Genomic DNA, 12119 nt, shown 5'->3' on the forward strand with positions numbered 1-12119 from the left:
TCCTTTTGTACGAACAGCCTTTAGGGTGGTTCTAGCAGAGGGGCTCACCTGTTCCCATTCCGAACACAGAAGTTAAGCCCTCTAGCGCCGATGGTACTGCGAAAGCGGGAGAGTAGGTCGCCGCCAGTTTTTTTCAAACGCTCATCATTCACTTGATGGGCGTTTTTTTTGTGCATAGTCAAAAGTGATCAAATCGAATCTTGATAAGATTTGAAAAATGTAAAGGAAACCTTGATCAGTTTGAGGAAACTGAAATCGCTACTTTTATGAAATTCTTTTGGTTCCTTGGATCTAATTATTTTTCAGAACTTATTACCGAGATTTACGATCTGCTCAAAAATAAGGTAGATTTGTATCAGAACGTTTCAAATTTTAAGTGCTTCTTAAATCAAAAATATCATGGAATAGTTTATTTTCCAAAGTCAAAATCCATAGTTCTTGATTAGGTTGTCTTGCTTTATTCGAGTGTAATTAAAGAATGCTGATTTAGAATATTACCTAGAGTATGTAGATATTTTCTTAAACGAAATGTTTAGTTGAAGAAAGATAGCTAATAGAAATAAAAAAGAGAAGCGCTGTAAGCCGGATTCTGTCGAGACTTGTTATTTATCTGCGCTCTATATTACTATAAAACTTTAGCTGCTTACCCCTCATCAATGCCCGAGCCGAACTTAACTGATGATATACTTAGCATTGCACCGCATAGAGTTTACCTGGTTTCACTACAGCCGAACTGTACTTGCTTTCTGTTGCACTTGTCCTACTCTCACGAATGACGGATGTTATCCGCTATGTTGCCCTATGGTGTCCGGACTTTCCTACCCAAAATGAATCTGGATCAACAAGTCACGCTTCTCTGAGGTGCAAATGTACAAAATATTGTTTGAGTTTCTAATGGAATGTGAATGTTCTTCCTTGCGAAGCGCATCCCGGATGGAACGGCCTGTTTGAGCTCATCCTGAAAATAGCTTCGGAATTAGCTTTGGCTTTTCAGGATAGCGAGTAGTGAGAGCCGGTTAAGATGCCCAAATCTTTATCAAATCAATATTATCTTCTATTATTTTTAGTAAAATCCCTATCTTCGTTCGCGGAATGGAGAACAAACAGAGAGCTTTTTCTAAATTAATGAAGGACAACCAAGGACTTATCATCAAAGTCTCGCGCCTTTATACCCATTCTCTGGAGGATCAGGAAGATCTTTTTCAGGAGATCGTGTTACAACTTTGGAAATCGTACGACTCATTCCAAGGTAATTCTAAAATTTCGACGTGGATGTACCGTGTTGCTTTGAATACAGCGATCACATTGTTCCGAAAGAAAACCAGACAACCTCAGACGGATGAACTTCAGGATTTCCACAGCAAAGATTTCCTTGAAGATAATGATGAAAAGCAACAGCAGATCTCATTGCTGTACAAAGTAATCAAACTTTTGCCTGACGTGGAAAGAGCCATCGTAATGATGTATCTGGATGATGAGCCTTACAAAGAAATTGCTGAAACGCTCGGTATCACAGAAGTGAATGCTCGCGTGAAAATGAACAGACTTAAGAAAGTATTAAAAGAATTAATGATAAAGCATGCCTAACGAAGAAGATTTTGATATCGATTCTCTGAAGAAAACTTGGCAAGATCAAGAGATTGCTGATGGCTATGATCAAAGTGAAATCGAATCTATGCTTAATAGAAAATCGAGGAATTATGTAAAATATATCCTTTGGATCAGTATTGCCGAATTTGTGATTTTTGGTTTTATTAATTTTTTGGCTTTGTTCTCAGCAGATTTCCATACTGATTTTACAAGCATCTTGGACAAGCTTCATATCCGAGATCAAAGTGATGTTGAAATTTCATTAGACAGAATTTACTATTGGATGAAGATTTTCAGCTTGATCATCACTGGCGTTTTTGTTTGGATTTTCTATCGAAATTATAGAAAAATCAATGTGGAATCGAACCTTAAGAAATTTATAACGCACATCATTAGTTTCAAGAAGACGGTGAATTTGTTTATTTTCAGTAATATCTTTCTGCTGGTCTTGTTCATTGGCAGTTTTGCGAGTTTCCTAGCCATTACGATTAAAAAGCAGAATATTCATATAGACAATCCAACATTTTGGGGATTGATCACTGGTGTTGTTTTCAGTTTATTGATCTGCATTATTTTGATCTTGCTGTATTACAAATTGGCCTACGGAATATTACTGAGACGACTTTCCAAAAATCTCACCCAACTTGAACAAATCGATTCTGAGAAAGCTGAATAAATGTCATACAATATTGATTATCATTAGACTGAGATTTATAACATTTTCCTTATCTTTGCACCCATAAAAGATCTTTGAAATGCTGGGAAGAAGACAAATCCGTGAAAAAGTTGTAGAATCGCTATATGCTTACTATCAAAACCCGATTAGGTTTGAAGTTGTTGAGAAAAATATGTTCTCAGAAATCAACAAAATCTACAATCTGTACATCTACACGCTCAACTTTATGGTGGGTTTGAAGAGTTTGACAGAGGATCAGATAGAAATTGGGAAAAACAAATACATCAAAACCACGGAGAACGAAAATCCAAATCAAAAATTAGTTAGAAATCAAATTCTGATTCAATTAGAGGATAACGAAGAGAGAAGAAGTTTCTCTAGCAGGCACAAGGATCTTATATGGGATTCCAATGATCCTATTTTGGTAAAGACATTTCAACGCATCAAAGCAGGGAAACGATACCAAGACTATATGGAAGATAGTGAGATCTCTTTCGAAGACGATCAAAAATTCATCGGAAAGCTTTTCTTGAGATATGTTGCAGAGAATAGTGATCTGCACGACAGATTCGAAGAAAAAGAAATGTCTTGGGCAGATGATCTGCACATCTCCAACTCTATGATTCAGAAGACCATTGGTTTTATGAAGCAAGACGAGCCTTCTCACACACTTATCAAAATGCTGAAGGATGACGAAGACGAGGAATTTGCAAGAAGACTTCTAAGAGCTTCTCTGAACAATTGGGAAGAATCGGAGAAAAAATTGCAGGAACGTTTGGTGAATTGGGAATTGGACAGGATTTCTCTTTTAGACAGAATCGTCCTCATCGCAGCCATTACGGAACTTGACAATTTCCCGTTGACAGCTTCCAGAATTATCATCAATGAATACATCGATATTTCTAAAGTTTACGGAACCGAAAAATCCAATATCTTTATCAACGGCGTTCTGGACAAGTATACAAAAGATACAAACCGAGTATAATTTCAAATAAATAATATTTACATATGAAATCAATCAAAATATTAGCAGTTGCGGCACTTTGCACATTCGCTTTGTCTTGTAACAAAAAAGAGGAAACTTCATCAAATCACGTTCCGGGCGTTGATTATGATTCTGCGACAACTGTTGTAGGTGCACTTTCTCAAGAAGCTGTAAATCCAGATGATGCAGCATTGGTAAAAGAAGCGCAAAGCAAACCTTTGACAACTATAGCATTCAGCGAAACAGACCATAACTTTGGAGAGATCAAAAAAGGTGAAAAAGTGGAGCACATCTATGAAGTGACGAACACAGGAACCAATCCTTTGATCATTTCCAACGTAAAACCTGGATGTGGATGTACAGTACCAGATTACACCAAAGAGCCAATCTTACCTGGTAAAAAAGGAAAGATCACCCTTCACTTCGATTCTACGAACTTTGACGGAGCAGTAAGCAAAGCTGCTGATGTTTTCGTTAACGTGGAAAAAGCGCCAGTTAGATTAACTTTCGCAGCAAATATTACTCAATAATATAAAATTATGCTAACAATATTTTTACAAGCCGCAGCGCCTCAACAATCTATGATGCCGACAATGATTATGATCGGTTTGATGGTCGTGGGATTTTATTTCCTAATGATCCGTCCACAGATGAAGAAGCAGAAGCAGGAAAAGAATTTCCAAGAATCGCTAAAGCCAGGTGCAAAAGTGATCACCACTTCTGGGATGCACGGAACTATTTTTTCTATTAGTGATGATGGCGTAGTTCTGGAAACGCTTAGCGGAAAATTGAAGTTCGAGAAAGCAGCGATTTCAAAAGACTTTACCGCAGCAAGATTCCCGGAAACTTTCGGAGAGGTTAAAAAGAAATAATTAAGTTTATTAAATACAAAAAGGCGCAGAATTCAATATTCTGCGCCTTTTTTATGGTCTATATTTTCTAAGCAAAAAGCCAATTACTTTGTAACGTTGTCGATAAACTCCAAGATCGAATCCTTGCTCCAATCCATCGAGCTATCTTCCTTTTTCAAGATCCTCCCATCTTTCCCAATCAAATAAGTGGTAGGAAATGCAGAAGGCAAAATTTTCGGATCCAAAGGACTTTCCGCAATATAAACCGGAACCGTGTAATTATTTTCCTTCAAGAATTTTTTCACATCTTCCTCTTTGTCCTGCATCGCGATCAGCGCAAATTCCACTTTGTCTTTTTTCAAATCGTAAAGTTTTTGGATTGTCGGCCATTCCGTTCTGCAAGGCGGACACCAAGTTCCCCAAAAATTGAGCAACAAAACTTTCCCGCGCAGGCTTTTCAGATTCGTGCTCGTCGTGTTGATACCTTTCAAATCGATATTCAAAACATCGTCAGAAAGCATCGTCTCATTGTTGACTTTCTCCACAGTCGGGCTCATCGCCATTTGTTCCGTCACAAAATCCCGGACCGGTTTTATCAACATCACAGCCAACAAAACAATCAGCAAAACGAAGTAGACAATATTTTTTTTAAGAAAATTCATAACAGCAATTTTAAAAATTTGGGCGTATCCCTCGCCAGCACAAAGGCCAACACCCCGGGTCGGGCTATCCACTACTATCTTCTGCTTGCCTGGCAAGGCAAGCAAAAGGATATCCGTTTCTATCCCTTACGCAGGATTCGTCTTCAATAGAACATTTACAACAAGTTGAGAAGTTCCTCTATCGTATCGAAACCTCTGTTTTTTGCATAGTAAGTTTGAAGTTCAACATAGAATTGGTCTCTCGTAAATTCCTCCGGATTCGCTTTGTGCTTTTCCAAAAGTTCGGTGCCGTGTTGTGGTCTCGGTCCCCAATGCGCAATCTCGTTGAAGTTCTCATCAAGGAAAATCACGATCGGAATCGACTTTCCGCCGTTTACCAAATAATCATCAATCAAACTTGGTTCCTGATCACGATAAGAAATTCTGATTTCAAATTGTTCAAAAAACTTCACAACCACAGGCAAAACCTGACTCGCATCGCCACACCAAGCCTCAGAGATAATCAATATTTTCCCATTGAAATTCTTGTTTGCCAAAGTAGCCACCTGCTCAGAGTTTGGAAGATATTTTTCCCACATTCTGTTCATTCTTTGGATTCCCAATCTGTAATATTCCGCATATTCTGCTTCTTGAGAATTCTTTGGATTTCCCAGTCTTTCTCCTGCATTGGTAAGATATTCGGTGTAGGAAACGGCGTTGTCCCAAAATGATTTGATGTCCATTATATTTTTCTGGTTTTATTAATTAAATACATATCTGCCAACACAAACGAGGCAAGACTTTCCACGATCGGGACAGCTCTCGGGACCACGCAAGGGTCGTGTCTTCCTTTGCCTTCTACGGTCACAGATTCGCCATCTTTGTTGATGCTTTCCTGCGGACGAAGAATCGTAGCCACAGGTTTGAAAGCCACTCTGAAGTAGATATCCATTCCATTCGAAATTCCACCTTGGATTCCGCCAGAAAGATTGGATTGCGTTGTTCCATCTTCATTGAAAAGGTCGTTGTGTTCGCTTCCCGTCATCTTCGTACCACAAAATCCACTGCCATATTCAAAGCCTTTGCAAGCGTTGATGTTCAGCATTGCTTTTCCAAGTTCCGCGTGTAGTTTATTGAAAATCGGCTCGCCCAATCCAACCGGAGCATTTTTGATGACACAAGTTACCGTTCCGCCAATCGTATTGCCTTCTTTCTTAATTTCCTTGATTCTCTCAATCATTTTCTCCGCTGTTTCCTCATCGGGACAACGAACGATGTTGTTTTCGGTTTTAGAAAAATCCAAATCCTGATAAGGTTTCTCACAGAATATTTCGCCTACAGAAGAAACGTAAGCATTGATTTCAATCTCTGGAAGAAGTTGTTTGGCTAATGCGCCCGCAACCACCCAATTCAAAGTTTCACGAGCGGAAGATTTTCCGCCACCACGATAATCTCGGATGCCATATTTTTGGTCATAAGTATAATCGGCGTGACTCGGGCGATAAGCTTGAGCGATATGGTCGTAATCTTTGGAACGTTGGTTTTCATTTTCTACGATGAAACCGATGGGCGTTCCAGTCGATTTTCCATCAAAAATTCCGGATAAAAATCGAACTTTATCGCCTTCTTTTCTTTGTGTTACAATAGCAGATTGTCCTGGTTTTCTGCGGTCAAGCTCAAGTTGAACTTTCTCGATATCGATTTCCAGACCAGCTGGAAAATTGGTGATAATTCCGCCGTAAGCTTCTCCGTGACTTTCGCCGAACGAAGAAAGCGTCAAAAAGTTTCCTAAAACATTAAACATAAATGAAAAATTAGATAATAGACTGATAGATGATAGATTATTTTTTAGACTAACAACTACCGTTACAAATTTACTGATTAAAAACTTATTTTTGAATAAATTGCTAGTCTATTATCCATCTGTCTATTATCTGAAAATCTATCTTTACAAAATGAATTCTAATAAAACAGTCTTGATTCTCGGTGCCAATTCTGATGTGGCGAAACAATGTATTTTGCAATACTTGGCAAAAGGCTTTTCCATCATTGCATCTTCCAGAAACTTCCAGTCTTTGGAAAATTTCACCAATGAAAATCAATTAGACGAATCAAAAATTGAAATCAAGTATTTTGATGCTACAGATTTTTCTTCTCATCAAAAATTTTATGATGAATTATCCATCAAACCAAATATCGTGGTTTACTCAGCAGGTTTTTTAGTGGAGAATCAAAAAGCTTTGAGGGATTTTTTTGGAACTTTTGAAATGATGAAAACCAATTACATCGGCGCAGTTTCTATTCTGAATATTATTTCAACGGATATTAGTAATAAAAATTTGGAAAGAATCATCGGACTTTCCTCGCTTTCCGGAGTTCGTGGACGGAAAAGTAACTTCGTTTATGGAAGTACGAAATCTGCCTTCACACAATATTTAGCCGGACTTCGACAGGAATTGAATTCGAGAAAAATCACAGTGAATGTTCTGGTGAGCGGTTATATCAATACTAAAATCAATGCTGGATTGGATTTGAACAAATCGTTATTAATGGAGCCTGATTATGTGGCCAAACATATCGTGAATGCTGGAAATTCTTTCACCATCGTTCCCAATTGGAAATGGAAAATTATCTATTGGATTTTGAAATTGTCGCCAGAGTTTTTAGTCGCGAAGTTGCCCTAGAATTGAAATTTTAACTCATACTTGTTTGGTATGAAATTAATTTATCTCTACTTTTGTTTCTTCAATCATCTATTATGAAGTTAAAAGAAATTGGCAGAATTAGAAATTATAATTCGAAAGAGTTTACTTCGAAGTTTATGAAGCCCAATATTCCAGTGATCATAGAGGATTTTATTGATGCAGAAAGTCCTGCTCTCAGAAAATGGAGTTATGATTACTTCAAAGAAATCGCCGGAACTAATGAAGTGGATGTGTATGGAGAGGAGATCCATTCTCTTGACAGAGCGGCAAGTAAACCTTTGTCCAAAATGAAATTTTCTGAATATTTGGATTTGATTAGCCGAGAAAAAACAAAATACAGACTGTTTTTATTCAATCTTTTGACCATCAAACCGGAACTCAAAAAAGATGTGATTTACAAAGATATTACGAAAGGCAAAGTCTTGTCTTGGTTGCCATTTATGTTTTTTGGAGGTGAGGGTTCCAATACTAGAAACCACGTCGATATTGATATGTCACACGTTTTTCTGACTCAATATCAAGGCATTAAACGGGTTTGGTTGTTTCCGCTAAGTCAGTCAGATTTGATTTATAAATTGCCTTATAATTTTCATAGCATCGCCAATTTGAAAACTTCATCTCAGGAGGAATTTCCGGGACTCAAATATCTAGATGGTTATGAAGCCGTTTTGAAACCTGGACAAACACTTTATATGCCTTCTGGATGGTGGCATTTTATTCAATATGAAACAGAAGGTTATTCTATTTCCGTTCGAGCTTTGCCTTTTCAGCTAATCGAAAAATGGAGAGGTTTTAAAAATCTCGTCATCACACAACATTTTGATAATCTGATGCGAAAACTTTTCAAAGAAAAATGGTTTGATTACAAAGTTTCCGTTGCTAAAAAACGTGCTCAAAATGCAATTGATAGAATTGAAGGTAAACACATTTTGGATGATATTCCGGATATTCCAATTCATTTTTGAATCAGTAATAACAACCAAATATAAAAAGCCAAAGATTTCCGAATCTTTGGCTTTTTATATTTATTAGAATTATTTAATCCCCACTTTATCAAGATAAACTTTTTGGATCGCAAGAATACTGTCAGGTTTCGACTTTAATTTTTTGAAATTCTCTTCTACGAGTTCATAATAACCCTCTCTCATTCGAGGGTCAGATTCGGTGAAAAAGTCTTTGGCAGCCTGACCTTGAGCGTTGACATCATCTATGTAATCGGTGGCAGCCAAGTAAAATGGCATCGCTTCGGGACTTACCGAAGTGCCTGCAATATTCTTCAAACCTGCACTAGCGTCTTCGGATAGCTTGATAGCATCTTTGACCTCGATGGCAGTTTCTGCAGAAGGAGCCTTGGCTAATTCGCTGGAATCCGAAAAATATTTCGCTTCAAATTCGTCGAGCGCATTCATTTCCTTTACAAATTCATTTGCTACTTTTTCATTGAGTGCAAATTCGTCGCCCTTTTTACAACCTACCAAAAGAAGAATTGGTATCAAAAAAATCGTTGCTTTTTCATAGTTTGTCTTTTTTATAAAATTAGCAAAATTTCATATTCAAAATATAAAAGGAGATAAAAATATTTCGCTCCTCTTTATTGCTGAGATTGGTGATAAGCCATCGCAATACGAATTTCAAAATAAGAAAAACCTTCGCCTAATTCATCTTTGATAGCTTTCAGTGATGGAATTGTCTGGGATTTTGCAATTTCGATAATCGGTTCTATTTTGCTCATATCCATCAATTCGTCAGCTTCTATTTTCCCAGTTGCTACAAAATTGGCTAAATGATTTTGAATGGTGTTGATAGACAGATTTCTGATTTTAGCGATTTCTTCTACATTGTTTCCTTCTTTGTACAATTCAAAAGTCGTCGCAAAAGTTCCAGATGTCTTGGGATTGGTTTTTTTTGGTTCTCTTTTCTTCTTCGGTTTTTTCTCGATGATTTTACTAGTTAAACTATGAATATTACAATAATCTGTAATGGGAGTCAAAAATATCTCGCCATATTTTTCAATTTTAAAAGCCCCGAAACCGCTAATTTGACTTAATTCCTCTTTGGAGTTTGGAAGATAAGTTGATAATTCCAACAAAGTTGCATCAGAAAAAATCACGTAAGGTGGAACATTTTCTCGTTCGGCGATTTCTCTTCTCAAGGTTCTTAGTTCTGCAAATAAATCTTCATTTGCATCAAAGTCTGGAGCTGAATAATCGGTTTCAACTTCAGCAACAATCACGGCTTTGGCTTGTTCTTTTACTTTTCGGAAGGTGACTTTTTTATCTTTAAATAAAACCAATTTGCTCTCTTCATTCAGTTTTAAAACCGAAAATTCCTCATTCGATTCACTCAAAAAACCATTAATCAATAATTGTCTTATCAAGTTTTGCCAATAATTTTTATCGTGATTATTTCCAATGCCGTAAGTCGGCAAACTGCGCATCGAATCTGTAATTTTCACACTTTTGGAACCTCGAAGAAAATCAATAATCAAGTTTTTTCCGTATCGTTCTTTCAACCTAAAAATAGCACTCAATAATTTTTGAGAATCGGTTGTTACGTCCCAAGTTTCAAATTCGCTCAAGCAAAAATCGCAGGAATTGCAGTTTCCGTTGTGCGATTCTCCGAAATACTCCATTAAATATTGTCGTCGACATTTTTGCATTTCGGCAAAGTCGGACATTTGTTTCAGCTTTTGCAACATCAGTTCAGATTGCTCCTCGTTGCCTTCTATCATTGCAAATCTCCTCAATTTTATCACATCAGCAAATGAATAAAACAAAATCGCTTCACTCGGCAAACCGTCTCGTCCGGCTCTTCCCGTTTCTTGGTAGTAACTTTCGATATTTTTGGGCAAATCTGCGTGCATCACAAAACGGACATTGCTCTTGTCGATTCCCATCCCGAAGGCAATCGTAGCGACCATTACTCGAGTTTTATCCTTTAAAAAATCTTCCTGAACTTTCGCTCTTTCCACGGAAGAAATTCCGGCGTGGTAAAATGCGGAATTGATGCCATTTTCTCTCAAATTATTTGACATTTCTTCTGTTCCTTTTCTCGATAAACAGTAGATAATTCCCGAATCGTTTGGATGTTCATTGAGATATTGAATGATATTCTGAAGAACAGATTGTTTCGGCTGAACAAAATATTTGATATTGGCTCTATCAAAAGAAGAAATTAAAACCAGCGGATTTTGAAGATTCAATTGTTTGATGATGTCTTTCCTCGTGATTTCGTCTGCACTTGCCGTCAGTGCGATGATTGGGACTTCTGGAAATTGCTTTTTAATTCCATTTAAAAACAAATAATCCGGACGAAAATCGTGACCCCAATGCGAGACACAATGCGCTTCATCTACCGCAAACAGGGAAATGTTGACTTCATTCAGCAATTTTAAAAACGCACCATTATCTGCACTCAATTTTTCCGGCGCAACATATAAAAGTTTGAGCTGACCGTTTTTTAATTGATTTAAAGTTTCATTTTGCTCAAAAGAAGACATCGAAGAATTGATGTACGAAGCAGAAATTCCGTTCACTCGCAAAGCATCAACCTGGTCTTTCATCAAGGCAATCAACGGTGAAATAACGATGGCAGTTCCGTCCAAAACCAACGCCGGAACTTGGTAACAAAGCGATTTTCCACCGCCAGTTGGCATCAAAACAAATGTATCTTTTTTTGCAATTACATTTTCAACTGCGTTGGCTTGCTCGAGGCGGAAATTGTCGTAGCCGAAATATTGTTGTAATATTTGTGATGGAGATTTCATAGAATTTGTGTTTTAGTAAAAATAATAAATTTGGCTTGGAATCAAAAATGATAATTCCTGTAACATTTTCGTCGGCAAAAGAAGTGTTTCTATCGGTAAAGTTTTCAAATCGTGGCAACGTACGATAAATTTGACAAAAAATTAATAGATATGTCATTATTTACGCCACTTATTTGGATTCTCATCATCGTTCCATTTATTGCTTTAGCCATTTTTAAGTCAGAAAAGGTCAATCTAAAATATTTAGGATTGTTCGTCCTTTATTTTTTAACGGATTCCTACATTCAGCATTTGTCGAAACTTTATTTTGATTTGGAGTTTATAGGATTGAAATTCGCCTGGATTGGTAAAATTTTGAGTTTGTGTTTTGGTTTGATTGTTATTTTTTCTGTTTCAAAAAAAGATAGACAAGAAATTGGATTTACGACGAAAACAAACTCAAAAAGTCAAGTGAAATCTGGAGTTTTAATTTTTCTCGGATTTTTGGTTTTCGATTTTATATTCAAAATGATTTTGTTTCCAAAAGGCGGTGATTTCGATTTGGAAACGTTTGCATTCCAAATGACAATGCCTGGTTTGACGGAGGAATTGGTTTTCAGAGGAATTTTATTTTGGCTTTTGGACAAAGCTTTCGAACCGAAATGGAATTTCAAAGGCGTTAAATTCGGTTGGGGATTTGTCATTATCACGATACTTTTTGCGGAAGCGCACGGTGTGATGCTTACAGAAAATTATGACTTCAAGTTTGACATCATCACCATTCTTTACTTAACGGTTATTTCCTCTCTCAGTGTCGGGATTTTGCGTAAACTTTCAGGGAATCTTATTTTTCCAATTCTGGGACATAACGCCATCAACACGATAAACGCCATCATTAGAATTTTGTAAAAAGCACTAATCAAACA

The 12119-nt window shown here is 37.1% G+C and carries 13 protein-coding genes, 1 rRNA gene and 1 other RNA gene; 9 read left to right on the forward strand and 6 right to left on the reverse strand.

Annotated features, from left to right (window positions below):
• Positions 1 to 21 precede the first annotated feature (21 nt).
• Positions 22 to 129 (forward strand): 5S ribosomal RNA (gene rrf / locus IO90_RS15845).
• A 433-nt stretch (positions 130 to 562) separates the two neighbouring features.
• On the opposite strand, the gene rnpB is transcribed toward rrf, so the two are convergent.
• An RNA gene (gene rnpB / locus IO90_RS18530) (RNase P RNA component class A) lies at positions 563 to 858 on the reverse strand.
• 234 nt (positions 859 to 1092) lie between these two features.
• Between rnpB and IO90_RS15855 the strand changes: the two genes are divergently transcribed.
• From IO90_RS15855 to yajC, 5 genes are all read left to right on the forward strand, one after another.
• A complete protein-coding gene (locus tag IO90_RS15855) occupies positions 1093 to 1587 on the forward strand; it encodes an RNA polymerase sigma factor (protein ID WP_034969506.1) in 495 nt (164 codons plus the stop codon).
• Complete coding sequence (locus tag IO90_RS15860) at positions 1580 to 2266, forward strand: hypothetical protein (RefSeq protein ID WP_034969509.1); 687 nt, start codon at positions 1580 to 1582, stop codon at positions 2264 to 2266. Before IO90_RS15855 ends, IO90_RS15860 begins: the two co-directional genes overlap by 8 nt.
• A gap of 79 nt (positions 2267 to 2345) precedes the next feature.
• Positions 2346 to 3251 (forward strand): transcription antitermination protein NusB, encoded by a 906-nt coding sequence (locus IO90_RS15865; RefSeq protein WP_034969511.1) that lies wholly within the window; start codon positions 2346 to 2348, stop codon positions 3249 to 3251.
• Between the two features lie 23 nt (positions 3252 to 3274).
• Complete coding sequence (locus IO90_RS15870; RefSeq protein ID WP_034969515.1) at positions 3275 to 3781, forward strand: DUF1573 domain-containing protein; 507 nt, start codon at positions 3275 to 3277, stop codon at positions 3779 to 3781.
• 9 nt (positions 3782 to 3790) lie between these two features.
• On the forward strand, positions 3791 to 4123 hold the full coding sequence (yajC, locus tag IO90_RS15875; protein ID WP_034969518.1) for a preprotein translocase subunit YajC: 333 nt from the start codon (positions 3791 to 3793) through the stop codon (positions 4121 to 4123).
• Positions 4124 to 4206: 83 nt separating this feature from the next.
• On the opposite strand, the gene IO90_RS15880 is transcribed toward yajC, so the two are convergent.
• The 3 genes from IO90_RS15880 to aroC form a co-directional block, all read right to left on the reverse strand.
• Positions 4207 to 4764, reverse strand: coding sequence for a TlpA family protein disulfide reductase (locus IO90_RS15880; RefSeq protein ID WP_034970249.1), 558 nt, complete (start codon positions 4762 to 4764; stop codon positions 4207 to 4209).
• 155 nt (positions 4765 to 4919) lie between these two features.
• On the reverse strand, positions 4920 to 5486 hold the full coding sequence (locus IO90_RS15885) for a thioredoxin family protein (RefSeq protein ID WP_034969521.1): 567 nt from the start codon (positions 5484 to 5486) through the stop codon (positions 4920 to 4922).
• Positions 5486 to 6547 (reverse strand): chorismate synthase, encoded by a 1062-nt coding sequence (aroC, locus tag IO90_RS15890; RefSeq protein ID WP_034969524.1) that lies wholly within the window; start codon positions 6545 to 6547, stop codon positions 5486 to 5488. The genes IO90_RS15885 and aroC overlap by 1 nt, the downstream gene beginning before the upstream one ends.
• 151 nt (positions 6548 to 6698) lie before the next feature.
• On the opposite strand from aroC, the gene IO90_RS15895 reads away from it, so the two are divergent.
• Positions 6699 to 7427 (forward strand): SDR family NAD(P)-dependent oxidoreductase, encoded by a 729-nt coding sequence (locus IO90_RS15895; RefSeq protein ID WP_034970254.1) that lies wholly within the window; start codon positions 6699 to 6701, stop codon positions 7425 to 7427.
• A gap of 74 nt (positions 7428 to 7501) precedes the next feature.
• Positions 7502 to 8413, forward strand: a complete 912-nt coding sequence (locus IO90_RS15900; RefSeq protein ID WP_051878831.1) for a cupin-like domain-containing protein — start codon at positions 7502 to 7504, stop codon at positions 8411 to 8413.
• 69 nt (positions 8414 to 8482) lie between these two features.
• On the opposite strand, the gene IO90_RS15905 is transcribed toward IO90_RS15900, so the two are convergent.
• Positions 8483 to 8944, reverse strand: coding sequence for a hypothetical protein (locus tag IO90_RS15905; protein ID WP_034969528.1), 462 nt, complete (start codon positions 8942 to 8944; stop codon positions 8483 to 8485).
• Between the two features lie 95 nt (positions 8945 to 9039).
• Positions 9040 to 11214: a DNA helicase RecQ gene (gene recQ / locus IO90_RS15910; protein ID WP_034969531.1), complete on the reverse strand. Its 2175-nt coding sequence runs from the start codon at positions 11212 to 11214 to the stop codon at positions 9040 to 9042.
• 150 nt (positions 11215 to 11364) lie between these two features.
• On the opposite strand from recQ, the gene IO90_RS15915 reads away from it, so the two are divergent.
• Positions 11365 to 12102 carry a CPBP family intramembrane glutamic endopeptidase gene (locus IO90_RS15915; protein ID WP_034970261.1) on the forward strand — a complete coding sequence of 246 codons (738 nt, stop codon included), beginning with the start codon at positions 11365 to 11367 and terminating at the stop codon, positions 12100 to 12102.
• Positions 12103 to 12119: the final 17 nt, after the last annotated feature.

This window comes from Chryseobacterium sp. FH1, assembly GCF_000735135.1.
GTDB lineage: Bacteria > Bacteroidota > Bacteroidia > Flavobacteriales > Weeksellaceae > Epilithonimonas.